General features: G+C 39.4%; 18 protein-coding genes. 7 read left to right on the top strand and 11 right to left on the bottom strand.

All coding sequences use genetic code 11. The annotated features are described in order from the left end of the window. Positions 1-58: 58 nt before the first annotated feature. Positions 59-937, bottom strand: coding sequence for a LysR family transcriptional regulator (locus SFC47_RS16355; protein ID WP_411255371.1), 879 nt, complete (start codon positions 935-937; stop codon positions 59-61). A gap of 314 nt (positions 938-1251) precedes the next feature. Here SFC47_RS16355 and SFC47_RS16350 point away from each other — a divergent pair, with 314 nt between their 5' ends. The 5 genes from SFC47_RS16350 (at position 1252) to SFC47_RS16330 (ending at position 5597) form a co-directional block, all read left to right on the top strand. Continuing rightward, entirely contained in the window at positions 1252-1875 is a 624-nt protein-coding gene (locus SFC47_RS16350; RefSeq protein WP_411255370.1) for a chromate transporter, read from the top strand. A 21-nt stretch (positions 1876-1896) separates the two neighbouring features. Next, on the top strand, positions 1897-2439 hold the full coding sequence (locus SFC47_RS16345; protein WP_411255369.1) for a chromate transporter: 543 nt from the start codon (positions 1897-1899) through the stop codon (positions 2437-2439). A 434-nt stretch (positions 2440-2873) separates the two neighbouring features. Further along, positions 2874-4127, top strand: a complete 1254-nt coding sequence (locus tag SFC47_RS16340; RefSeq protein ID WP_411255368.1) for a dicarboxylate/amino acid:cation symporter — start codon at positions 2874-2876, stop codon at positions 4125-4127. Positions 4128-4403: 276 nt separating this feature from the next. Next, on the top strand, positions 4404-5033 hold the full coding sequence (locus SFC47_RS16335; RefSeq protein ID WP_411255367.1) for a chromate transporter: 630 nt from the start codon (positions 4404-4406) through the stop codon (positions 5031-5033). Between the two features lie 21 nt (positions 5034-5054). Further along, positions 5055-5597, top strand: a complete 543-nt coding sequence (locus tag SFC47_RS16330) for a chromate transporter (protein ID WP_411255366.1) — start codon at positions 5055-5057, stop codon at positions 5595-5597. 42 nt (positions 5598-5639) lie between these two features. On the opposite strand, the gene SFC47_RS16325 is transcribed toward SFC47_RS16330, so the two are convergent. The 5 genes from SFC47_RS16325 to SFC47_RS16305 form a co-directional block, all read right to left on the bottom strand. After that, positions 5640-6353, bottom strand: a complete 714-nt coding sequence (locus SFC47_RS16325) for a response regulator (protein ID WP_411255365.1) — start codon at positions 6351-6353, stop codon at positions 5640-5642. Further along, positions 6346-7929, bottom strand: a complete 1584-nt coding sequence (gene dcuS, locus SFC47_RS16320) for a DcuS/MalK family sensor histidine kinase (protein ID WP_411255364.1) — start codon at positions 7927-7929, stop codon at positions 6346-6348. Before dcuS ends, SFC47_RS16325 begins: the two co-directional genes overlap by 8 nt. Before the next feature lie 106 nt (positions 7930-8035). Further along, positions 8036-8935: a hypothetical protein gene (locus SFC47_RS16315; RefSeq protein ID WP_411255363.1), complete on the bottom strand. Its 900-nt coding sequence runs from the start codon at positions 8933-8935 to the stop codon at positions 8036-8038. 649 nt (positions 8936-9584) lie between these two features. After that, positions 9585-10100 carry a TetR/AcrR family transcriptional regulator gene (locus SFC47_RS16310; RefSeq protein WP_411255362.1) on the bottom strand — a complete coding sequence of 172 codons (516 nt, stop codon included), beginning with the start codon at positions 10098-10100 and terminating at the stop codon, positions 9585-9587. A 318-nt stretch (positions 10101-10418) separates the two neighbouring features. Continuing rightward, positions 10419-10946 (bottom strand): DUF3231 family protein, encoded by a 528-nt coding sequence (locus SFC47_RS16305; protein ID WP_411255361.1) that lies wholly within the window; start codon positions 10944-10946, stop codon positions 10419-10421. A 255-nt stretch (positions 10947-11201) separates the two neighbouring features. Here SFC47_RS16305 and ppsA point away from each other — a divergent pair, with 255 nt between their 5' ends. Both ppsA and SFC47_RS16295 read left to right on the top strand, forming a co-directional pair. Continuing rightward, complete coding sequence (gene ppsA / locus SFC47_RS16300) at positions 11202-13802, top strand: phosphoenolpyruvate synthase (RefSeq protein WP_411255360.1); 2601 nt, start codon at positions 11202-11204, stop codon at positions 13800-13802. A 181-nt stretch (positions 13803-13983) separates the two neighbouring features. Next, positions 13984-15249 carry a hypothetical protein gene (locus tag SFC47_RS16295; RefSeq protein WP_411255359.1) on the top strand — a complete coding sequence of 422 codons (1266 nt, stop codon included), beginning with the start codon at positions 13984-13986 and terminating at the stop codon, positions 15247-15249. A gap of 44 nt (positions 15250-15293) precedes the next feature. Here the strand turns inward: SFC47_RS16295 and SFC47_RS16290 are convergent, their stop codons facing one another. The 5 genes from SFC47_RS16290 to SFC47_RS16270 form a co-directional block, all read right to left on the bottom strand. Continuing rightward, positions 15294-15746 (bottom strand): SRPBCC family protein, encoded by a 453-nt coding sequence (locus SFC47_RS16290; RefSeq protein WP_411255358.1) that lies wholly within the window; start codon positions 15744-15746, stop codon positions 15294-15296. Beyond that, the gene (locus SFC47_RS16285; RefSeq protein ID WP_411255489.1) at positions 15743-16078 is read right to left on the bottom strand and encodes a MerR family transcriptional regulator; all 336 of its coding nucleotides are present in this window, start codon (positions 16076-16078) and stop codon (positions 15743-15745) included. The genes SFC47_RS16290 and SFC47_RS16285 overlap by 4 nt, the downstream gene beginning before the upstream one ends. 151 nt (positions 16079-16229) lie before the next feature. Next, positions 16230-20321, bottom strand: coding sequence for a S8 family serine peptidase (locus SFC47_RS16280; RefSeq protein WP_411255357.1), 4092 nt, complete (start codon positions 20319-20321; stop codon positions 16230-16232). 463 nt (positions 20322-20784) lie between these two features. Beyond that, complete coding sequence (locus SFC47_RS16275; protein ID WP_411255356.1) at positions 20785-21282, bottom strand: protease inhibitor I9 family protein; 498 nt, start codon at positions 21280-21282, stop codon at positions 20785-20787. A gap of 137 nt (positions 21283-21419) precedes the next feature. After that, positions 21420-25478 carry a S8 family serine peptidase gene (locus SFC47_RS16270; protein ID WP_411255355.1) on the bottom strand — a complete coding sequence of 1353 codons (4059 nt, stop codon included), beginning with the start codon at positions 25476-25478 and terminating at the stop codon, positions 21420-21422. Positions 25479-25708: the final 230 nt, after the last annotated feature.

Below are 25708 nucleotides of genomic sequence, written 5' to 3'. Positions count from 1 at the left end.
TTTGATTCAATTTTTTAAACCTCTTGTATATTGCTGCATTGATTTCTAAAGAACTATATTAATCATTTTGAATGAATTGCAGGAAATAGGAAACCCCAGTTTTGTTGAAGCGCTGACGCTTTTTTACCAGCCATAATTTCCTCATGATTGCTACACCGTCTATGTCGATTTTATGGAGGAGATTTAATTGTAGTTCTCTTTCTACCGTTAATCTAGGAAGAATACTAATTCCAAGCCCTGCTTCTACAGCACTTTTGATTGCTTGAGTACTTCCTAATTCCATATAACTGTCGATTTTATCTAATATCCCATTTTCTCTTAACATGTTTTCAACAATCAGGCGTGTTCCAGAACCGGACTCCCGTAAAATCATCCGTTCATTTAACAACTCTTCAATCGGAATTTGCTCATCCCATGAGTGATCAGGTGAACATACGAGAATGAGTTCATCGTCTGCAAATTCCTCAACAATAAAATCACTGCTCTCCACAATCCCTTCGACCAAAGCCATATCAATCACATCATTGGCTAAGTCCTCTAACACACCTGGGGTATTCTTTATTGTTAAGGATACTCTCACTTCAGGCATTTTCTTTTTAAACTTTCCTAACAAGCTAGGTAATAAATATTCTCCAATTGTAAATGTTGCGCCAACATTAAGATTAAGATTATTTTCACCCATTACTTGTTTAATGACTTCCTTTGAACGGCTAAAATCACCAACGATTGCTTTCGCGAATGGATATAACATTTTTCCGGCCTCTGATACCCTCAGTTTTCCATCTGTACGGTCAAATAACAAAGTGCCATATGCATCTTCCAATTGATGAATCTGTCTTGTGACAGCTGGCTGGGATACAAAACTTAATCGTGCAGCTTGACTGATACTTCCCTCTTCCACGACCAAACAAAACATTTTCAAACTTTCTATGTTCAAGTTCTTACCTCCAAACCGATAAATAATGATTATTATTTAATATAGTAACATACCAAAATTATTTAAAAATTCGTTAGCTATAAGATTTTGTTATACCCTATAAATTTGTTGCAATTTAATATCCTGCTATATTTTAGTATCTTATAGGTAGAGTGAAACCTTTAAATCAAGGGTGGCATGAATAGCACTAAGCCGATGGGTTTTCGTGCAATTTATCGTTCTATTCACTATTGTACCTTTTTATATTGTGCTTGATTGCTAGGTTGTATAAAGGCTTGCGCGCTTTTTAAAACTTGAAGGAAAGAAGGATTTTTATGAAAGTAAAATGGGTGTTGGTGTTTCAAATTTTTTGGATTTTTTTCAAGATAAGTCCTGTTACGTTTGGCGGAGGCTTTGCCATGGTCCCATTGATCATAAAAGAAATTGTAGAAAAAAGAAAATGGCTGACAAATGAGGACATTACCGATGTGATTGCCATCTCTCAAACCGTACCAGGAGGCGTTGGGGTAAATTCAGCTGCATTTATTGGCCATAGGATAGGTAGGATACAGGGTGCAGTTGCGGCTATGATCGGCATATCCCTGCCTACTTTTTTTATTGTTATTTCTTTTGGAGTTTTCTATTTTCACATCCAGGATAATCAAAAGTTAGAAGCGGCGTTTACTTCAATAAAAGTCTCCATTATTGCAATTATTGTATATGCCGCAATGAATATAGCAAAAACGGCCATATTCGACAAAACCACTTTCTTCATTATGACAGCAGGGGTGCCTCTTCTGTTTTTCATTCCTCCGATTATAGTGATCTTTCTTGGAGCAATAAATGGAATAATTGTTACATCGATAAAAAGAAAGCTCGACCATTGCTTTAAATTGAATAATAAGAAGGAAGATGATCCAACCACTAACCATGATTATTACATGGGTGCTGGTATCTAAGAATAAGCGAGGTGTTTCAAATTGGTTTTGTGGAAACTTTTTCAAACCTTTTTTTTCATGGGATTTGTCTCTTTTGGAGGGGGCTATGCCATGGTTCCTATCATTGAAGCAGCTGTAACAAAATACGATTGGATGACGGCAGAACGGTTTACCGATATGATAGCTATTGCAGGAATGTCCCCAGGACCGATTGCAGTCAATAGTGCGATTCTAATAGGATATTCCACTGCTGGCCCAAGCGGTGCCATCGTATCTGCATTTGCTAGTTTGCTTCCATCTCTAATCTTAGTGATCATAGTAGCAGCCTTTTTTATAAAAATTCATGATAATCCTGTAGTCCAAAGAATGTTTTACGGATTAAAACCGATCGTAACAAGTTTAATCATTTTTGCGGCACTTAAGTTTGCAATAGCCAATAACTTAATTAACTTTCATTTTTCATTCCGTTCTATCAGCCTGGTTATGATCTTCGGACTCTCTTTATTTGCCTTATTAAAACTTCGATGGAATCCAGTCTATGTTATTCTACTTTCTGGTTTGGTTGGAGTTACTTTATTTTCTTAATACTAAAATAATTGGAACCTTCAAAGATGGAACTGCCCCTAAGTAGTATGTTTGACATGAAAGGAAAGCGGAAGAAATTAAGCAGGCATAAATATAGTCGATTCAAATTATTGCTGGCAGTTTAACGCCCACTCGCTGGCGGAGTAAATTTTATTGAATTTATCGGCCAAATGGCCCCTCCGCCCTCCTCTATTAAAAATAGTTTATTCTTTTGGTTTAAGATAATAGCTGCAGCTATTTCCTTTAGTAGTGGTACCCTAAATGTTTCTACAAACCCCTCCCCCAAAAAACAATTTACCATTCCCCTTACTTACTTTAATTACAAAACAATTTTTAAAGTAATATAACCTATTTAATTTGTTCACAAAATTGTAATATATTGATAATTCAATAAAATGATATCGTTTTCAAAAAAAGAGCAGGAGGAATGGATTATGAAGATTAATTTTAAAAGTCTCACTACCCAGGTAATTCTGGGGATACTCCTTGGTATTTCAGTCGGTTTAGTTTTTCCTGAGATTGGCTCACAGTTAAAAGTCATTGCAGATATTTTTATTAAACTAGTAAAAATGGTGATAGCTCCAATTATATTCCTGACAATCGTCATCGGAATCGCTGGTATGGGAGATTTAAAGAAAGTAGGGAAAATTGGCGGAAAGGCGCTGCTCTATTTTGAAATTGTCTCTACGATCGCTCTTGCTATCGGGATTATTGTAGGAAATGTCATTAAGGCAGGCAAAGGGATTGATGCGGAAGCTGGAAAAGGCGATATCTCCCAATACACAGAAAAAGCGGCCGAAACCAGCCACGGCTTTATGGATTTTATCTTATCAATTATTCCAGATAGCTTTATCGGTGCCTTTGCTAAGGGTGAACTGTTACCCGTACTACTCTTAGCAATCTTATTCGGAATTTCATTGGCTCACCTAGGTAACAAAGGAAAACCGGTTATTGAGTTCTTTGAAAAATGTGCGGATGTGTTCTTCGGCATCGTTAATATCATCATGAAGGTTTCTCCATTCGCAGCATTTGGCGCAATGGCATACACCATCGGAGAGTTTGGAATTGAATCATTATTGTATCTTGGAAAATTAATGGGCTCTGTATACCTTACAATGGCTCTTTTCATTGTCTTCATTCTTGGTGGAATTGCAAAAATGTTCGGTTTCAGTATTTTTAAGTTCATTGCTTATATAAAAGAAGAAATCCTGCTGGTAGTAGGAACTTCCTCCTCTGAAGCAGCGCTGCCAAAAATGATGGAAAAGCTTGAAAACTATGGCTGCTCTAAGCCCGTAGTAGGATTGGTTCTTCCGACAGGCTATTCCTTTAACCTTGATGGAACCTCTATTTATCTATCAATGGCAGCATTGTTCATTGCACAAGCATATGGGGTAGATTTATCGATTTGGCAGCAAATCACTCTTCTTGCTATATTAATGTTTACATCAAAGGGTGCCGCAGGCGTCACCGGATCAGGTTTTGTTACATTAGCAGCCACTCTAGCCGTTTTCCCTTCCATACCTGTCGAAGGAATGGCATTGATTCTAGGTGTTGACCGCTTCATGTCAGAAGCACGCGCCATCACAAACCTCATCGGAAACGGAGTAGCAACCGTCGTCATCTCCAAAACAGAAGGCGAATTCAAACCCGTACACCAAGTACCAGACAAAAAACAAATCACAGCCTGAAAATCATTACCCTAAAAAATGTGAGCCCCTGGCTCACATTTTTTATTTCATAAAACTTTCCTCTACGGGGTAAAAGTGTCCGCCTGAGGTGGACAGTGTCCACGAGTGGTGCCTGTCACCATCAAATATCACCATCAAATGTCACCATCATAACTACAATTTACATTTGTTGCTATTTACCCATCCTATCTATTTTGTTACCTTTATATATAGTGTAAGATTCATAGGTTGAAGAGAGCTTTGTTCTCTTTAGTTCTTGTGGAAAGAAGGATTTGTATGAAGGTTAAGTTCCAATGGAAGCTGCTGTTTCAAATTTTTTGGTCGTTTTTTAAGATTAGTCCAGTTACGTTTGGCGGGGGTTTTGCGATGGTCCCCTTCATCATAAAAGAAGTAGTAGAAAAGAGAAAATGGCTTACGAATGAAGACATTTCAGATGTTATTGCCTTGTCACAAACGGTGCCTGGTGCAGTTGCCGTGAATTCTGCTACGTTTATTGGACACAGAATTGGCGGAATCAGGGGTGCCCTTGCTGCTATGATCGGTGTTTCGGTCCCCACCTTTTTAATTGTTCTATCTTTAGGTATCTCTTATTTTTTCGTTCAGGATAATCCCAAGCTCGAAGCCGCATTTATTTCAATAAGAGCAACCATTGTAGCCATCATTGTCTATGCGGCTATTAAAATAGGAAAAACTGCGGTTACCGATAAGACCACATTCTTCATTATGGCTGCCTTTGTCCCTGTACTGTTTTTCATCCATCCTGTTATCGCCATTTTTCTTGGAGCCATTACAGGATTAGCCGCTGTAAAAATCAAAGAGAAATTGGGTTACAGTGTTGACTTGCAAAACAGTAAGAAAGTGGATCCAACCACTGACCCAGACTATTTCATGGGTGCGGGGATTTAAGAAAGAGGAGGTGCCGATAAGATGATTTTATGGGAACTGTTTCACACATTTTTCGTGATGGGCTTTGTCTCATTCGGAGGAGGCTATGCCATGATTCCATTCATGGAAACTGCCGTTACAGAATACGGCTGGATGACTGCAGAAGTGTTTACGAATATGATTGGTATTGCTGGAATGTCTCCTGGTCCAGTTGCTGTAAATAGTGCTATTTTAGTCGGATATTCCGCTGCCGGTATCAAAGGAGCACTCATTTCTGCGATCGCCATTTTACTTCCCTCGCTGATCTTAGTCATACTTGTTGCGGCTCTATTTACCAAACTCCATCATAATCCAGTGGTTGAAAAGATTTTCTATGGTTTAAAACCTTTGGTAACGAGTTTAATTATTTTCGCTGCAATTAAATTTGCGCTGGCTAATAACCTGATTACCATAAATATCTCCTTTCGTTCTATAAGCTTAACACTTATCTTTGGGCTCTCGTTGTTTGCCTTATTAAAGCTCCGCTGGAATCCAGTCTATGTGATTATTCTTTCTGGGCTGGTCGGTATAGCCCTATATTCTTAATCAATCTATTAAATGAAAAAAAGTGGCTGGGCCACTTTTTTTTTATAAAAACATATTGACTTGGCTAAGCTTATCCTTCTTCAAGGAGTAAAAATAAACAGGTCTGCCAATCCCATAGGTTAATGATTCTTCGAGAACACCAAGCTGAGTTAAATATTTTAGGTACTTACGGACTGATACTCTCGAGATATAAGTACTCTCCGCAATTTCGTCCGTTGAAAAAAGACTTCCTTCTTTTGCTTTTATCATATGAATAATATTTTGCAGCGTACTGCTTGTTAACCCTTTAGGCAAATCTAAGCTTAATTCTTCAGATGTCCTCTGCCCCGAATCAAGTATTCGATGATCTAAATCTTCCTGGTTAAGTACCTCTTTTTGATTAAAGAAGGCATATTTATCTTGATATTTCATTAAAGCCTGCCTAAATCTTTCAAACTCAAATGGTTTGATTAAATAATCGACTGCGCCAAGCCTTAGTGCAGTTTGTATTTTTTCACTGTCCCCTGCAGCTGTAATCAAAATAACATCGACAGCCATTTTTTGTTCTCTTACATAATGAAGCAGTTCAAGACCAGTACCTCCCGGCATATAGACATCAAGCAAGATAAGATTAACCTGCTCCCTGTTAAGAAACTCCCTTGCATCCTTTACGTTATGGGTAATGCCGGATAAAACAAATCCATTCATTTCTTTGAGATACCGCTTATTAAACTCCGCTACCATCGGATCATCTTCAACGATTAGAACCTTAATCATGATCCCACCCCTTTGCACCGTATGGAATTCGAATATGAATCTCTGTTCCTAGCATTAATTTTGAGTCAATACTCCATTCACCGCCTAAGTTGTCAATGCTTTTTGCTGCGAGATATAGACCATAGCCTCGATTTTCCCCTTTTGTGGAATAACCTTTTTTAAGGACGTTCTTTTGAATTTCATCAGGAATTCCCGGGCCCGAATCCAACACTTCCATTGTTAAAAATTTATTCGAAAAATGCAGAGTAACCTCCAGTGTTTTGTCGCTGGAATCGGCCATGGCTTCAATGGCATTATCGATTAGATTCCCTAAAATAGTGATTAACTCGTGGGTAATCTTTGAGTCTGCCGGCTCCGGAATCACCGAATTCACCTCAATCATGAAATCAACATTTTCCTCCCTGGCATAGCTTAGTTTTCCCATTAGAAATCCAGCTAGCGCAGGGTCTTTAATATTCTGAGCTATACTGCCAAGCTCTTGATTTTGGTGACCCACTAAAGTGGTAATAAATTCAGATAGTTCATCGTAGTACCTCATTTGGACCATTCCAAGAATCACATGCAGCCGGTTCATAAACTCATGAGACTGTGCACGGAGTGCTTCCGCATATGTTTTCACGCCTGTTAACTGCTCGGCCAGCTGCTTGACTTCACTTTTATCCCTGAAGGTTGAAATTGCCCCAACGATCTCGTTATTTACAACTAAAGGAACGCGATTAAAGAGTATGGAAACTCCGTTAATCGTTTGTTCCTCATCCAGTTCAGGTTTACCGGTTTTGAGAACATGATTCAGTTTTGTTGACGGCAAAAAGTCGTGAATTTTCATTCCAATTGGATCTTCTGGCAGCCCTGCCTTTTGAAAAATTTGCCGCGCTGATTGATTAACCAGAGTAACGGTTTGTTCATGATCTACGGCAATGATTCCCTCACGAACGGATTGAAGCATCGTACTCCGTTCTTCAAAGTTCTTGGCAATGGCAAAGGGTTCAAGTCCAAACAGAATTCTTTTAATATACCTCGCTAGTAATATGGCACCGATGGTCCCAACAAGTAAGCCTAATATCGTGACAGTAAGGATGCTTAGGTAGCTTCTGCCGAGAGCGTCTTCTACACTGGTTAACGATATGCCGACAGCCGCCACACCAATCTGTTCATCCTTTTTGTTAAAAATTGGTGTGAATGCGCGCAAAGATTCACCTAATGTCCCCTTGGAACTTGATACATATTCTTTTCCCTTAAGTGCTTCCTTTTCATCCCCACCGACAAAGTGTTTCCCAATTTGGCCAGGATTGGGATGCGATTTCCTTATACCCTCCATGTCCATCACGACAATAAACATCATGTTGGTAGCAGATTGAATCTCTTTTGTATAACTCTGTATTTCCCATGCTTTCTGATCGTCCTCTAATGCTTCAATGATGATAGGAGAAGTGGCAACGGTTCTTGACACCATCCTAGCTTTCTCGTCTTGATGTTTTCGTATATTATCACTGACAGTGCTGCTTATTAACAAATCGGTTATCATTAAAGACACCAGTACTACTAAACAAACGAAGAAAATAATAATTGTCGTCAATTTAAATGTAAACCGTCGAGTTTGCACAAAATACCTCCGCAGTTGGAAAAAACTAAACCAGCAAAATCTTTCTATCCTCTATTGTAGCAATATTTATAATAGGAAATTAATTATTTTTGAAAGAAACGATGATTTGTTGAAAAAAGTGAAAATCTATCTTCAATAACGAGATAACTACTGTTGCAAACCAGATTAGCAGGAATACGAATGCCAGGATTGGCAATGGTGTTAACTGAAAGACAGATTGCCCAAGTGCCGTTTGGATGCTGATAGTCAATATCATAAGTATCCAAGCTATGCACCCAGTGTGAATCAGTCTTTTTTTGATATTTACATTTAACCGAGCTCTTTCCAATATCAAAGCAGGGAGAATAAGCGTTTGCAGGGCATGGAACCCAATTCCATGGAGAACAATTATATTGCCAGCTCCACCCGTGAGCCGGTCCTGAAGGAGAATCATCCAAATCCCTGCAAGATTTGCGGCTAATACAGAGACAAAGGCGTAACGGATCCCGATCATAAGCAAGGGCCGTTCAAAAGGACGTTTCATTCTGAAAAAATGGATCATAAGCACAATTGTTAAAGATACAAGGACTAATGAAATGACACCAAAAAGCATACCGGCAGCGATATCAACTACCGTTCCTTCCCGAGAAAATCTAGGATTAAAGCCTCTAAAGTTCTGAAGGGTTTCAATAGTATAGGAATACATGCTTGCAATGATAAAAAACCACCGTACAGTTTTCCTTTTCCTATCACTAAATCTTGTAAGGGGCAGGACCGCTGCGATGGATAAGATGAACATACCGATCGCTGCATTAAAGGAAAAAGCATCCTTCATGTTCCCTTCTGGCCCAATGGCAGGACCGTTAAAATAGATAAAAATAGCAATGCCTGCGGATAGTAAAAAACCGATTAATCCTGTAATGACAAGATTCCGTTCTCCTTCAAAAAGCTTAGGTGCTGGTTGGTGTTCAATTTGACTAGTTTTCGTTGCATTTAACATAAAGTTCCCCTGCTTTCGGCTAATTATTTATTTATCAGTCAATAAATAATTATTTAAAAAAAATAGCTTTGTTAAATTTCACTGTTTATTATTAGTAAAACTGTATAAAAGGTCGATGAACGAAAAATCAGGAGAATACCCAAAGAGATTAGTCCTTCATATGCGGGATGAGAGACAAATCAGGAGAGGTCCCGGTGAGATTTGTCCTTCACAAGCATGATGAAAGACTAATCAGATGATTCCTCAGTGGGATTTGTCCTTCATAAGCGGGATGAAAGACTAATCAGATGATTCCTCAGTGAGATTTGTCCTTCATAAGCATGATGAAAGACTAATCAGATGATTCCTCAGTGAGATTTGTCCTTCATAAGCATGCTGAAAGACTAATCAGATGGTTCCTCAGTGGGAATTTGTCCTTCATAAGCGGGATGAAAGACTAATCAGATGATTTCTCAGTGAGATTTGTCCTTCATAAGCATGATGAACAGCTAATCAGAATATAACTCTTTTAGTTTAGTGCTACATAAGGATTTCAGTAAGCAAAATCAACATCTGTCTTTAACAGAGCCAAAAAAATATTAATTTTTTGTGATTTATTTATTAGTCAATAAATTGGGCTTCAAAAAAAAGAGAGCGATAAAGCCCCTTTTTAACAATGACCTTTTCCATGGGTTAATTGCGGTAAATTCAGTACTTCGGCAAGGGTTATTAATAATCCAGTGCCAATGAAATGGGCTGCTGCCTCTTTAGCATTAGGTATGCCTGCATTTTCAAATTTCAAGGTTAGGGATTCAAAGATTTTGAGAAATAAGCTGCTGACATGTTCTCGAATGCCCGGATCTGAAATGGCATGTGCCTGCATAACCATCAAGACTTCATCGCGATGAGTTTGAATGATCTGTTCAAATGCATGCCCCATCGTTTCGATTAATTGATCACCTGGTGCATGAACTTCAGCAAAAGTATCATAAATCCGGCTGAATGCACGGTTAATCACAGCCTTGAACAATTCTTCTTTGTTTTCAAAGAAATGAAACACATAAGGCTGTGTCACACCAGCAGCCTTTGCCACCATTGCAGTGGTTGCTTTATAATACCCTCTTTCAGCAAAGACCCCTACTGCATTATCTATTATGATTTCTTTTTTATCTTCTCGGACTGCCACGTTTGCTACCATCCTTTTTATTTATTGACTGATAAATAAATATTAAATTATATACTCCCATTTTGTCAATAGACATCAGGTTAAGCACCCGAGCTGAAAAATAGACGGAAAAATTCCGCCTATTTCGTAATTTTCATTAAAAAATGCCTAAATAGAGGGAGAGATTCCGCCTATTGGCCCGAAAAATTTAAAAATGGGAGATTTTCCTTTGCATAAGCGGAAAACCTCCCCCTATTTACCCCAAAATGAGCTCCATTCAGCATTTAACGGAAATTCTCCGCTTATTTTTCTATTGCTGGTTAATAGACGTGAGATTGCCTATGACTTGTAATAAGGGGGAATCCGAAGCCACTCATGCTTATCCAAATACTGTTTGACTGTTAAGCCGGCTGTGGTTTTCTTCAAGATGATTTTCGAAAAAATCAATCCTACATCGGCTCGAATGGATTCAGTAAGCCCTTTGGCTGCATTCGCAACACCCATAGCAAGATTATAGGACATTAGATTGGCCATTTCTTCATCGTTTAATTTAGCACCCTCAGGGATACTTTTATAATCTCCAAACGGTTTTTCCGGTGTCGATTGAGGAAAAGGAACTCCTTCCTTCATCAAAAACTCTTTAAGCTCGTCCCGAATCGGTATATGTACATCTTCCCTAACATCCTTTAAGATTTGTACTAATTCCGGGTCTTGAGCAAGATTAATTGCAATTTCCTCACTGCGCATGGTTGTTTCAGTTCCTAAAAGAAAGAACCATAGGTTAGAAACCTCCATTACATTTAATGGTCTTTTCTCACCATCCATAAACGGTTGAAATATATCTTGAATTACTTCGAATACCTTCATATTAGGTTATCCCACCAAACTTTTGATTTATTTTGATGGTAGTTTTTCCTAATTGTTGATAAAGCATACGAGTTGAAAATGGGGAAAAATGAAGCGGAGGGCAGTCAAACTGGTTATAAGGTTAAATGGATTGTAGAAAAAATTGATCTCTTCCTACTTTAATTATACCAGATAAAAAAAGTGCATTATAGACTGTTTATTCGGATTTACTACTGCTAGAATTCAATAGAACATTGATGGTTAGGAGAGATGCAGATGAGTTCTTTGGTTCTCGGTTTTCATGAAATGGAAAAAACACAACTGCCGCTTGTGGGCGGAAAAGGCTTGAATTTAGGAGAATTAGCAAAAATCCCAAGAATACAAGTACCAGAAGGGTTTTGTGTCACAACAGCAGGCTATGAGAAAGCACTCGAACAAAACGAAACTTATCGGGCATTGTTAGATTCACTTGCCATGCTAAAAGTAGAGAATCGAGATCAAATCAGTGAAACTAGCAGGAAGATCCGCCAGCTCATTTTGGAAATTGGAATTCCTTCAGATGTAGTGAAAGAAGTTACACACTATCTCTCCCAGTTCGGCGATGAACATGCTTATGCCGTGCGTTCAAGTGCCACTGCAGAGGATTTACCACAGGCTTCCTTTGCTGGTCAGCAGGACACCTTCCTAAACATCATCGGCAAAGAAGCTATCTTACAGCATATCAAAAAATGCTGGGCTTCTCTATTTACGGACCGTGCCGTCACCTACCGAATCCAAAATGGATTTGACCACAGACAGGTATATATATCTGTTATCGTTCAAAGAATGATTTTTCCACAAGCTTCTGGGGTTTTATTTACCGCTGATCCGATTACTTCTAACCGAAAGCTGCTCTCCATCGATGCCAGTTTTGGACTTGGAGAAGCCTTGGTCTCAGGACTAGTAACACCTGATTGTTATAAAGTTCTGGATGACAAAATCATTGATAAGAGGATATCAGCTAAAACATTAGCTATCTATGGATTAAAAGAAGGAGGAACAGAAACACAACAGATTGAACATAATAGGCAAAAGACCCCAGCACTTACCGACCAGCAAATTTTACAACTAACACGCATTGGAAGACGAATCGAAGCTTATTTTGGCAGACCGCAAGATATCGAATGGTGTTTGGCTGATGATAGTTTTTATATTGTCCAGAGCCGTCCCATCACTACTCTTTTCCCCATCCCCGAAAACAATGATCAAGAAAATCACGTCTATATATCGGTTGGTCATCAACAAATGATGACAGATCCCATCAAACCTTTGGGATTGTCTTTTTATCTGTTAACGACGCCTGCACCCATGCGTAAGGCGGGTGGAAGGTTGTTTGTGGATGTCACACATCAACTAACTTCACCTGTAAGTAGAAACATTTTATTAATTGCAATGGGACAACACGATCCACTCATGAAAGACGCACTAATGAACATCATAGAGCGAGGAGATTTTATAAAATCATTACCACATGATAATAAAGCAGCGATTCAAAACAGAAACAATATGGAGATATTATCAGAAATTGAGAGTAATCCGGCCATCATATCAGAACTGATTAGGAGTAATCAAGCATCGATAGAAGAGTTAAAACAAAACATTCAAACGAAATACGGGCCAGAATTATTTGATTTTATTCTTGAGGATATTCAGCAGTTAAGGAAGATTTTATTTAACCCACAAAGTTCACGTGTGATCCAAGCTGCGATGAATGCTCCCTTATGGATCAATGAAAAAATGAATGAGTGGTTAGGCGAAAAAAACGCAGGAGACACGCTTTCTCTATCTGCACCAAACAATATTACTTCAGAAATGGGTCTGGCACTATTAGATGTTGCTGATGTAATTCGTCCTTATCCTGAAGTTATTCATTATTTAGAGCATGTGAAAGATGATAGCTTTTTGGATGAACTGGTTACGTTGCAGGGCGGCCTGGAAACCCGAGACGCAATCATAGTTTTTCTCGACAAGTACGGAATGCGATGTGCAGGAGAAATTGATATGACAAGAACGCGCTGGAGTGAAAAACCAGCTGCGCTTCTCCCTATGATTCTCTCGAACATCAAAGAATATGGGCCTAATGCTGCGAAACGGAAATTTGAGCAAGGTTTGCAAGCAGCGTTAAAAAAAGAACAAGAGTTGCTAGAACGATTAAAGCAATTACCGGATGGTGAACAAAAAGCAAAAGAGACAAAAAGAATAATTGGAATTCTCCGGAGTTTCATCGGATATCGGGAATATCCAAAGTACGGTATGATAAATCGCTATTTCATCTATAAGCAAGCACTCATAAAAGAAGCCGAGCAGCTCGTAAAAGCCCAACTAATTCATGATAAAGAAGATATCTTCTATCTCACTTTTGAAGAACTTCACGAAGCCGTCCGTACAAACAAACTAGATTACGGAATCATTAACAAACGAAAAGAAGAGTACAAATTTTTTGAAAAACTAACTCCCCCGCGTGTCATCACGTCTGATGGTGAAATCCTTACAGGTACGTACAAACGCGAAAATGTCCCAGCACAAGCGATAGCAGGGCTTCCTGTTTCGACCGGAGTGATCGAGGGAAGAGCACGTGTCATCTTAAACATGGAGGATGCTGATTTAGAAGATGGGGATATTTTAGTCACCACCTTTACGGACCCAGGCTGGACACCATTATTTGTATCCATTAAAGGGCTCGTTACCGAGGTTGGCGGACTGATGACCCATGGAGCTGTCATCGCCCGGGAATATGGCCTGCCAGCAGTGGTCGGGGTAGAAAATGCGGCAACACTAATTAAAGATGGCCAGCAAATACGCGTGAACGGAACAGAAGGGTATATCGAAATTTTGTAAGGCATTATTGTACAAAAAGGATAGATGTTACAGACATTCATTCTGTTCATCTATCCTTTTTCTTTACACTTTAATGGGATTAAAACACGGTGAACACTTAGGCAGGATGTGGAATTTAATCGAATAACCTAGGGAATTGTTGGTAAGATTATTAGGAGACATGTGCCGAAGGAGAGTATCTATGCCACATCAGAAGTTCCAGTCAGCCAGCATAAAACCTCGATACCCTAAAGGGGAAATATCCGTCTTTGGTACAAACTCAATGTACCCCCGCCCTCCTTGGATTGCAGCCTGGTGGTCGGCCGCTTTCCCTGGATTTGGACACATGTTTATCGGTAAGTATCTGCATGGTTTTATTCTAATTATCTGGGAGCTTGTGGTTAACAATTTATCTCATCTAAACATGGCAATTGTCTATTCCTTTCTTGGCAGGTTTGATGAGGCAAAGTCTGTATTAAACCATGACTGGGCCCTTCTTTATGTGGCAGTGTATATATATTGCATCTGGGACAGCTACCGCTGTGCAGTTGAAATCAAAAAAATTCACGTTCTGTCTGAAATTGAAGATGCACCTGTCACACCTTCAGATGTCAGTTTTTTTGATGTTGTCATTCTTGACAAGAAAAGTCCCTTGGTGGGTTCGCTCTGGTCTTTCTTCACACCTGGGCTGGGGCAATTATATGGCGGAAGTACGATTGTTGGTACATTTGTTTTGGCTTGGTGGATCTTTGTTTGCTATAAGGCTGCGGCTGTTCGTACCTTTCTCCATTCAGTCTTAGGGGATTTTGATAAAGCAGCCACAGCTGTAGATTGGCAGTGGTTTTTATTCTTGCCTTCAATGTATGCGTTTGCCATCTATCAGGCATATGTATCGGTGACTGAAAATAATACACTTTACGATATTGAGCAAATACGGTTTCTAAGGGTGAGGGATGAAAACTTGAAACAACAACCTATTCAATTAGACGACAATTCAACGAAAATAATTGCTTCCATGGATCATTCGCCGTTTGTGGAAATTATTATCCATGAGATCGAAAAGTTGGGAGTTCCCCCTCAAAATATCGTGGCATTACCTCTAGAAAACCTAGACTCGCAAATACATATCGTTGACACGATTCATCGTGTAGATGGGAGAAGTGTTCTTGACGGTGCTATGATGGGCGGAACGATCTTTGCGGTTCTCGGTTCTATATATGGTTTAAAATGGCACTGGGGACCAATCATATGGGGGTTAATCGGTCTAGCAGGTGGTTTCTTCCTGGGGTTGATAATTGAATTAGTTGTCAATAAAAAGAAAATGAACATTCTAGCAAAAAGTAAAAGTGAGGTTATCATAGAGGTAACCTGTAACGCCTCCCTTCAGGACCAATTGATTAAAGTTCTTAAATCACAGAAAGCAAATGGGTACGTCGTAATGCCTCATCGGTCATCAACTGCTACATAACAATCAAAGATAGAGAGAGTGAACAAAAATGATTCACTCTCTCTTTATGCTTTTAGCGCTTCTTGTTCTACCCTTTCCATGAATTCCTTTACCACAATATTGTTGCTTTTCTCACTGCCAAGTTTCAGCATGGCACGGCCAACAAAATTTACTCCTTCATTGATTCCCTCATAAATAAATTTTGTGTGCTGCTCATCGATTTTTTCTAACGTAAAGCCTAAGGTAATCTTAAATGCCTTTCCTAAAACAAAGCTTATTTGTTTATGCTTTTTATCCGGTGTATCGTCAAAGGCTAGTGTTTCAACAATATAGGTTTCGACGCGCTTTCCTTCACGGTATTTTTGCTGATGCTTTGCCCCCGCTTCTGCTTCCGTTTTTTCAATAAGGGTGTGTTCTTCCACCTTCGGCATGATTTTCTTAATATTTTTATCAAAAAATAAACTCCACACCTTTTCAATATTAACTTCAATGATAGTTTCTTCTTTCCACTGAATCATTCCTGTTCCTCCCTGCCAGATTCGATAAATTCATCTATTTCTTCTAATTGAAGACGAAGGTCTTCAATTTGTACCTGGATATTCTTTCTTTTTTCTACTAATAAGTCTTCTAAATGAGCGAAGGACTCATCCTCCATCACGGAAATCATCTCTTGTATCGTAAAGCCAAATCTCCTTAGTTTCTTTAAAAGAATCGCCAAAAAGTAACTGCCATCATCATAGTAGCGATAATTATTTTCTGGATTAATGAAAGCAGGTTCCAGCAGCTTAACCTCAGCATAATAGCGTAATGTTTCTTTACTTAAGCCCGTCATCTTTGAAAAATCACTAATCTTGTACAGATTCTCTCCCTCCCGCTTATATCATAAACTGTGGGGTGCACCACAGAGTCAACCATTACTTTTTTCATTAATTTCATCATAAGTTGTGCTATTTTAAAAAGCAAAAATGGACTGGGGATGAAAATCCCCCAGTCCTTTCTTCTTATTTTAATCCTAACTTTTCAAGGATGTCCTCTAAGGTTTTCCCTTCATGTATTTCTAATGGTTCAGGTGCTGTCCTAAGTGTTGGATTCTTCTTTAAGTAATGCTCTTGAATATATTTCATATCGTTTGCATCTACAATACCGTCGAAATTTATATCAGCATGACGTTCAGCTGTTTGCCATTTCTCTTCCATGTAAAGGGCATCCATTATATCTATCACGTTATCTTTATTCACATCGCCTGGAATCGCGGCATCAGTATATATTTCCATATTCCAATGGCCAGTGATTGTACCTTGATCATTAACAAACCCTACTTGGAAGGGGTGATATACGGTAAAATGCCCTGGAATATTTATCGAGAACTCCATTTCATTCACCGTTAGCGGTAATTTTTCTACACTCATTTGACCCGACCGGCTAATCGTACCTGAATACCTATTACCTGCCTGATCCCTCACGGCCAACTCAATGCCGATAGCTGAAGGGTCAATACTCGGCTTCCACGATGCACTATTTTCTTTTCTAAGCGGCTGTGGTGCTGGCAGATTACTAGAAATTTTTGAAAAGGACGGCACAATCCAAATGTCCGAAACGGCAGAAACCATCGATGTACTTATACCCTTTTCATTCTGATAAAGGGCTGTTGGATTACTAAAAGGAGAATGAATCTTGTATGTTTCATCCTTTACTTTCAGAATAACTTCTGCAAATGGGATATCTCCTGATACCTTTCCTTTCACTAACTCTAGATTTACATTTAATATGGTTTTACTTGAACCTGATGGGACCAATTGGGTTGAAATCGCGACTTGCCCCTGCTCCTCTATTGCTGGATGAGCTTTTACCTCCACTACTTCTACTGCATCTTTCATAAAAGTGAAACTTGATACAAGTTTTTTAGCTTCTGTCACATTATTTGCCGTCAGGGTAAGCTTTATATTCTCACCCATTTTTACAGTTTTGTTGGCTGTACTTCCGTATACATACGGTGAACCTTCCGGTACAAAGGTGAATTTTTTATATTCAGTTCCAATACCTGCAGAGTTGTATGCTGCCAGTTCAAGCGTATCACTCTTTGCAGCCGGATTTAGTTTCATTGTATAAGTAAAGTTTCCATCTGCATCATCTACGGCGAAAAGATTTGTCATAAATGGTGCATTGTATTCTTCTAATAATAGATTACGTGATTGATCCACATCCATTCCCAGCTTTTTATAGCCCTCAAACGACTGATCGATGATTGATCCTTTAATAGGATAGGAGGTTGTGCCAGGCTCATATTCAATCACTCCTTCAGCTAACTCCGTTGTGAAGGTTGGACCTGTAATATCAATCATAACATCGTCGGTCATTGAGAATGTTTTTCCTTCTTTATTGGTTCCAATCATTTTCACCTTATAATGTCCCGGACCATATGGAACTGGTACACTTTTGTCTGAAATTGGCTGATTTGGATCCCCGGTGAAAGGGAAATAGGTCCGCTGGAACACCGAATTGACATAGTACTCAGTATCTTCGATTAAGGATTTAACATCAAGAGTTCCTAAAAAGCCGATTTCTTTATCACTTTTTCCATCCAATAAAACAAAATCAAGGGTTTCCATGACAGATTTCGAATTAAATGAAATTCCAGCTTTGTATGTTACATATGGCAAATAATTTACATAGTCAGATGACAAGACATTGGGATCTGCCTTCATACTGTGGAAGCCTTCTTCTGTTACAACAAAAGCAAATGGAATTTGATAGACTTCACTTCGATCATGTTTGTTCACATAGGTGACGAATCCTTCGTAAGAGCCAATTTCAGCCAAACCAGGAACAACGATGGATACGTTCGATTTTATTTCTTTGTTGCCAGGAACAGTGATAACTTTCTTGTCCACATCTAATGAAACACCATTTTTCAGAGCATCCTTAGAGTCTCTCAAGTCCGTTTGAAATTCCACTTTTACTTCAAAGGTCTTCGGATGTTTATCATGATTGGTTAGAGTGATGGTTCGGCTTTCAGTGATTTTCTCACCAGTATGAAGAGAGGAACCAAAGTTTAGCGCTCCTGACTTGGAGATGATTTCTTCTTCCTCTCCATTTGTGATCGTTACAGAAGGATTCTCAACCATTATTTCCATTTGTGAATGCACCGCTTCATACGCATCTACTTGTCCGCTTCCTGCTTCAAAAACACTATAATCCTTCTTAAGCGGGTCAGCAGTATTCATGACAATGCTTTTAATTTCATCTGGTGTTAAATCTGGCTGTTGCTGTAAAAGTAAAGCCGCTACCCCGGCTACATATGGCGAGGCCATTGATGTCCCTGAAAGTCGTTGATAGGCAACTTCATAGTTTCCTAGATAAGATGCCCCATTCGCATACGACGGAACGGTTGAACGTACAAATACACCTGGAGCCGTTACTTCTGGTTTTATTTCATATTGAATTCTTGATGGCCCGCGTGAACTGAAATCTGCTAAATTTCCACCATCAATGGTAAATTCTCCATCTCTGGTAAATGACACTTCTGCCTGAGATGATGCTAGATTTTTCACCAATAATCCTTCCTCATTCGTTAACGAAAATGTCGGGATGTAATTGGCTGTTTCACCGATATAAAATGGAATATGCCCTTCACTGGCAATGTTATTGAAAAGAAGAACAGCTGCTGCACCTTTCGTTTTGGCTAATTTAATCTTGGCATCAAACGAGGTTTCCCCGCGGGAGATGAGAACGGCCTTACCTTTCACATCCTTTCCTGTATAGTCGGCAGCTTGTCCTAAGCCAACATCCACAATCGAAATTTTCCCGTCAAGCAGGGATAAGTCATCCGTTAAATTTCTTGCCATCAATCGTAAACTTACATCTATACTGCCTATGCTTCCTTTATAGGATGGTACCGTTATTGCGGTATCGTTTGCACCTACTGTAAGTCCAAGAGTGGAGGTTCCTGGAGATCCGAGTGTTTTCATTCCATTACCGCTGTTTCCCGCTGCAATTACAGCGGTAACTCCCGCTAACACAGCATGATTAACGGCAATCGAAGTTGGATAAAACGGATCATTAATCGCTGCTCCTAAGGATAGGTTAATGACATCCATTCCGTCACTAACTGCCGTATCAATGGCAGCAATAATATCACTTGTTATCCCCGTTCCATAAGGTCCCAGAACACGGTACGCATATAAATCTGCCTCCGGAGCAACTCCTGTTGTCGCAAATTCACTTGAATTGGTCCCTTTACCGGCAATAATCCCGGCTACATGCGTTCCATGGAGAGTATAATAAGTATTTCCATTGGAGGAATATTCCGGCCAATTCGAATCCTTCCAATTTTGATACGTTGCTTCCATCGGATCACTGTCATCATCAACAAAATCGTATCCGCCTTTATAAGCTTCTTTTAGGTCTGGGTGATTATAATCGATTCCGGTGTCGATTACTCCTACTTTGATTCCTTTTCCTGTTACGCCTTCTTCATGCAGTTGTTGGATGCCAGATGAGTGATTTGTAGTCGGAATTGACTTTTTGCTCTCTACTTTTACTGGCGGGTCAACCTTGACCTCTAAATCACTCCACACCGTTTTAACGACTTCAGATTTTAACAATTCTTTTACCTGACTCGCTGGCAAGGTCATTGTGACACCGTTAAAGGCATTCTTATACGAATGATTTACTTTGTATGTATCTTTTTGTCCCTTTTTCTCTTTTCCAAAGATAGATTCGATGTCCTTTTGAAACTGGCTATGTGAGAATTCTACATTCTCTTTTGCCTTTGAAATTGAAAAGGTTTTTCCTGTTACGAGGCTCTCTGCTTTAGCTGTTTTAACTGGACTTTCTTTGAACTGAATGATGACATTTACTGGTTCCTCACTATCTAAATTTACAGATGGGTCTAATTTAAGCCCTGTTTGTTCAGATGTTTGCAAGGTATGTAGTGCAGCCCGCTGCTCACTTGTTAAGGCTGCGAGTATGTCCTCAGCCTTAAACTCCTTTGCTGATACGTATGTTGAAAATGTTGATGGAACAGGTGCTGCAAGTAAACTAACTGATAATGCCATGGCTGCAGCCTTTTTAAATCTTAAATGCCCTTTCATATAACCCCCGCTTTCTCATAGTTCGCCTTTTTTATAGTCATGCATACTGAAAAACTACTATGATACTATTCCATATCACCGTTTTTTCTCCTTTATAAGTGCCATTGGGGTTATTAATCGGGACTATTGGATTAACTATGATTCCATGTTATTATTCATTGTTGATTATCGCGTAGATATGAGAATACATAGGCGGAGAATTTCCTGCTATTCTTAAAAAGGTTGCTTAAGAAGCAGATATAAGGGGAGATATTCCGACTAACTGCTATAAATAAGGCTAAATCCAAAGATTTGGATCATATAACCGGAAAACCTTCCTTTATTTTTAAAAAAATATGGGTATTCTTCGATTTAGCCGGAATTTCTCCGCTTAATTTTCAAACACAGTGAAAACAACATTCAGTTATAACAGGGCCATAATAAAAAAACGGCCAAATGAGGCCGTTTAGTCTAAAACTTTCGGTTAATGTGGAGTTCGTGGGGAAATCGGTGGGTCGAGGTGAATTTTTCTGTTTGGATTTATTTTTGCAATAACAGAAGAGGATTCAGCTAATCTTTTGATTTCGTTTGCCGGTAATTCCATCGAAACGCCGTTTAAGGCAGTCTTATAGGTGTTCCTAACTTTATATGGTATTTGATTGTCAGCAAGTAATAATTGAAGCTCCTTTTGAAACGCTTCGTGACTCTCCTCTACCTCTTTCTCCGCTTCCTCTAAAGATAACGGTATTCCTTTTGCCTCTGCTTCTAATACTGCTATTTTTGCTGGTTTTGTTTTAAACTCGATAATAATGGAAGTCATTTGTTCACTAGAAAGGTCTATGGACGGATCTATATAGACTGAAGGGTTCATCGCTTCTTTCACCACCTGTTCTTCGTTTAGATTATGATTACTATCCTGGCAGCCGTTCAAAATAAACAAGAAAACTGCTGCAAAAATTACCGCTTTCTTATACTTCTTCATTCTCTTTGAATCCCCTTTTTAATAGAAGATAAGTTCTAAGAAAATTCTATCCTTAAAGATCCCTTATCAAACCTTGAACAGCTAACAAAAACGCTATTCCTCCAAACTCTAGAAGAATAGCGTTTTTCAACTATGAACTATAATGATATTTGCAATTCATTTAAAATATCTTGGAGCGTTTTCCCATCAGCATGTTCTACCGGTGCCGGCGGTTTTTCACCATCAGGATTTTGCTTTAGATAGTTGGTGACAACAAACTGCATATCCTTTGCATTGACGATTCCGTCAAAGTTAATATCGGCAGCTCGATCATTTGTTTCCCATGCTTGTTGAATGGCAGCTGCATCCCGGATATCAATAACATCATCCTGGTTTACATCCCCAGCTAACGGCCTGTCGCTAAAGTATTGCAGCAATTGCCCCCATAGGACACCATTTTTCTCTACTCCTACAGGAATAACGCGCTTCATCGTAAAATGCCCTGGAACCTTCAGTTCCCATACAAAGTGCGTATTCGTGATTGGAAGCTTAGAAATACGATAATCACCAAAGATTGCCATCGTAGATGTTCCATCGTACTTTGTTCCATTTTCATCTATTAATTGGATTGTGGCACCCAGCTTTCTCCAATCTGCATTGTAGGCAATACCCTCTGCTCTCAAGGTGCCATATACTTCAGAGAAAGTCGGCTGAATCTGCCATTCCATTCCCGCAGAAGAAAGGGAAATAAGTTTGCCAAGTTCATTTGTATAGGCGACCGTTGGATTCACTACTGCATTTACGATAAAAGCTGTATCCTTTACTTTTAACGTCAAATCAATAGCCTGCACGTTTCCGCTCACTGCTTCATCCACGGTTAATTTGACCTTTGATGTATTACCGGTTGTTTCAACACTTACCTGGGCATTTCCGGCTAATGATTCATTTGGCTTTGTTTCTATAAGCTCAAAGCCTTGACCGATGTTTGGAAGTGTCCACTCTGCATTTTTCAAACTGTCGACGTTATTTAAAACAAGAGTGGCTGAGACGGTTTCTCCCATTTTTACGTTATTTTTATCAGTCTTAATATACCCGTAAGGTGTACCTGCTTTAACAAAATAGTAGTTTCTCTTCTCTGTTGTGTTGTTCGCAGCATCTAAACCATTAATGGTATAACGAAGGAATGGGTTCGTTTCATTCATCGGAACACTTAGCTGAATCATGCCATCCTCGGCTACAGGAAGAACAGGATTGTAGCTGCCGTTAATAGAATAATTTAGCTTTATTGCTTTTGATACATCCAGTCCTGCTGCTTTCATTTGTTCCATTTCAGAATCACTTACTTTGACTTGAAGAGGAACCGTAGTTTGTCCGGGCTGATATTCCACAACCGGTGATTCACTTTCATCCAAAGATGTAGTAATAGCTGGACTGTTGTGATCAATAAAGAGGTCATTCACACTGGTAAACGTTCGGTCTCGTTCACTTGTACCGATTACTTTAATTTTGTAGTGTCCTGGTTTGGCATAACTCTTCTTAAAAGAAATCGGTGCCTCTTCCTTTCCAGTGTATGGATAATAGGTTCCGTCAAACACTGTCCCAAAATTATAAGTGAGGCCATCATAGGCGTTTTCTGTAGGAATCCAGCCTAAATAGCCAATATCGTCTCCAGTTTTTCCGTCTGCAAGGACAAAATCCAACCTTTTCATTGGTGATTTAAAATTGGCAACTAAGTCTGTTGTAGAAGAAGCCCCATAGTTGCGTTTCACATGTAAATACGGTGGTGAGATAGCAAAATTAGATAACGATGTTGAGTTAAAGCCTTCTTCTGTTGTCCGCACGCTAAATGGAATCCGATATTGTTCGTTTTTATCATCTTGGTTTGTTATGGTCAGATAGCCTTCATAAATTCCAGCCTTTGCCGTTGTCGGAACCGTGATGGAAACCGGAATTTTCTTTGTATTCATTGAGTGAACCGGAATAACCGGCGGCACTGCTACTTTTACGCCGTTTGCTTTTGCCTCATTGGCACCTTTTACATTGGATTGGTATTGAACAGTCACATCAAATTTTTTCTTTTTATTGTCTAAATTTGATAGGTTGATAGATTTTTCAATGAATAAATCCTCACCTACATAATAATTTCCGAAACTGAGTCCGCCTGTTTCTTCTTTTATTACAATACTGTCGTTTACTGTTTCATCTTGGACTTGAAGCTTCATTCCTGTATGAACAGCCCGATAAGGATCAACTCGTCCAGCTCCTACTTCAAAAACACTATAATCCTCTGACAAAGGCTTTGCTGTATTCATCAAGATTGTTTTAATATCACTTGGCTGAAGTTCAGGATTAGCCTGCAGCAGCAATGCTGAAATACCGGCAACGTGTGGAGCAGCCATCGATGTACCAGACATCCGTGTATAAGCAAATTGATAATTAGATGGGTCATTCTTATAAATGGAGTAAGCCGGCACACTTGATAAAACACTTACACCCGGTGCTGTGATTTCAGGCTTGATATCGTAATTATTACGTGATGGTCCACGTGAGCTGAATGATGCGAGTTTATCACCTTCTGTTGCTGCTTCCTTATAATTATTAAAGGTTAATGCGGTTTGACCTGCAGCCAATTTCGCCTTGAATTCCAACCCTTGTTCATAACTCATTGAAAAGGCAGGAATAAAGTTTTGATCTTCTTTTACAAATGGTGTCGGACCATCATTCGGAATGTTGCTATAAGCAATGATGGCACGAGCTCCATGGTTTTTTGCATACACAGTTTTGGATTGTGTTCCAATAACCCCTGTGCTCACAAAAACAACCTTTCCGGCTACATCTTTATTCAAATAATCTGTCTCTCTTCCAACATCTAAATCAACCACTTCTAATATCTGTCCATTAAAGGTACTAAGGTCTGTTACGAAATCTGAATAAAGATTGCTTAGTTCAAATTCTGTATCAGAGCCGGAAAGTACACCTGTGTACTTTGCCACTGGAATCGGTGTACTGCTCGCCCCGACTGTTAATGCCAGTGCAGCTGCTCCCGGGGAACCCAGTGTATACGAATTTGGCCCGTTATTCCCGGCTGAAACAACGGCCGTCACCCCATTTAATACTGCATAGTTAATGGCCGTACTTGTAGGGTAGTGTGGATCATTGATTGGAATACCTAATGATAGATTAATAACATCCATCCCATCTGTAACCGCTCTTTCGATTCCCGCTAGAATATCCTCAGTAACCCCTGTTCCATATGGTCCTAATACACGATATCCGTACAACTCCGCGTCAGGGGCAATTCCTTTTACAGCGACACCGCCTGTGTTTTCCGCCTGGCCGGTTATAGTTCCGGATACATGCGTACCGTGGTTGGTATAATAGGTTGATAGATTTCCATCTACCTCTGGCCTGCCTGAAGCTTTCCATTCGTCGTAGGTGGTTTCCATTGGATCTGCATCGTTATCGACTAGATCGTAACCGCCTTTAAAAGCATTTTTCAAATCCGGATGAGTATAATCAACACCCGTATCAATTACCCCAACTTTTACTCCTTTTCCTGTTATCCCTTCTTTATGCAGCTTGTCCACACCTAAGAAAGGGATACTTTCTACTCTTTTAATAGATTCCTCTTCGGTTTCTGATTTAACTGGCGGAGGCTCAATGGAGAACTCAATGTCTTTATGTACAGCTTTTACCACTTTCGATTGAAGCAGAGATTCTACTTCTTTAGCAGGCAGTTTCATAGATACTCCATTGTAAGTGGTCTTAAAGGAACGGGTAATTTTACTAGGAGCACTTTTCTCTCTAGAGGAAGGCAAAATTTGCTTTAGATCGTCCTCAAAAACAGCATGCTCATGATTCACCTTGTTTTTTGCTTCTTTAGCTGACAAGCTCTTCCCTTTAGCCGCTGCCTCAAGCACTGCCGCTTTTTCAGGCATCGACTTAAACTCGACGATGACGGATATTTCTTTATCGCTTTCTAGATCCTTCTCACTAAAACCCTGAAGACCATTCCTTTGGTTTATTTTAAGGTTGTCTAGCGCTGCACGCTGTTCTTTGGATAATGAAGCCAGGATTTGTTCCGATGATGTTGTAGCTGCAGTAGCAGCGGAAACAGACTCGCCTTGAATTTGAGGAAAAAGCACCCCTATAGCCATAAATGCTGCTGCAGAACTTTTGACAACTTTTCCAAGCCATTCTTTTCTAGTTCGATTCATACTATCCCTCTTCCTCGAAAAATAAAAACTTTCTAAATGTTCTATATAAATATATTAATCTCATTAATACCTTTACAGCTATTGGGGTAATTTCTTGCAACTATTAGACTATTAAGGTTCTCTGTTTTATTTATTTTTGATATTTGTATAGGTTTGAGAAAATCATAGGCGGAGATTTTCCGTCTATTGTATCTAGAGGGAGCTTACAAAGCAGATATAAGCGGAGAAAT

Source organism: Neobacillus niacini (genome assembly GCF_046591715.1).
Taxonomy (GTDB): domain Bacteria; phylum Bacillota; class Bacilli; order Bacillales; family Cytobacillaceae; genus Neobacillus; species Neobacillus niacini_L.
This window is presented reverse-complemented; position numbering and strand designations above follow the sequence as displayed.

What these genes read in the sequence shown, in the direction of transcription:
- SFC47_RS16295 (WP_411255359.1), top strand. Translation starts at nt 13,984, where the DNA reads ATGCCACATCAGAAGTTCCAGTCAGCCAGCATAAAACCTCGATACCCT.
- SFC47_RS16270 (WP_411255355.1), bottom strand. Translation starts at nt 25,478, where the DNA reads ATGAATCGAACTAGAAAAGAATGGCTTGGAAAAGTTGTCAAAAGTTCT.
- SFC47_RS16335 (WP_411255367.1), top strand. Translation starts at nt 4,404, where the DNA reads ATGAAGGTTAAGTTCCAATGGAAGCTGCTGTTTCAAATTTTTTGGTCG.
- SFC47_RS16280 (WP_411255357.1), bottom strand. Translation starts at nt 20,321, where the DNA reads ATGAAAGGGCATTTAAGATTTAAAAAGGCTGCAGCCATGGCATTATCA.
- SFC47_RS16340 (WP_411255368.1), top strand. Translation starts at nt 2,874, where the DNA reads ATGAAGATTAATTTTAAAAGTCTCACTACCCAGGTAATTCTGGGGATA.
- ppsA (WP_411255360.1), top strand. Translation starts at nt 11,202, where the DNA reads ATGAGTTCTTTGGTTCTCGGTTTTCATGAAATGGAAAAAACACAACTG.
- SFC47_RS16275 (WP_411255356.1), bottom strand. Translation starts at nt 21,282, where the DNA reads ATGAAGAAGTATAAGAAAGCGGTAATTTTTGCAGCAGTTTTCTTGTTT.
- SFC47_RS16290 (WP_411255358.1), bottom strand. Translation starts at nt 15,746, where the DNA reads ATGATTCAGTGGAAAGAAGAAACTATCATTGAAGTTAATATTGAAAAG.
- SFC47_RS16315 (WP_411255363.1), bottom strand. Translation starts at nt 8,935, where the DNA reads ATGTTAAATGCAACGAAAACTAGTCAAATTGAACACCAACCAGCACCT.
- SFC47_RS16330 (WP_411255366.1), top strand. Translation starts at nt 5,055, where the DNA reads ATGATTTTATGGGAACTGTTTCACACATTTTTCGTGATGGGCTTTGTC.
- SFC47_RS16305 (WP_411255361.1), bottom strand. Translation starts at nt 10,946, where the DNA reads ATGAAGGTATTCGAAGTAATTCAAGATATATTTCAACCGTTTATGGAT.
- SFC47_RS16350 (WP_411255370.1), top strand. Translation starts at nt 1,252, where the DNA reads ATGAAAGTAAAATGGGTGTTGGTGTTTCAAATTTTTTGGATTTTTTTC.
- SFC47_RS16325 (WP_411255365.1), bottom strand. Translation starts at nt 6,353, where the DNA reads ATGATTAAGGTTCTAATCGTTGAAGATGATCCGATGGTAGCGGAGTTT.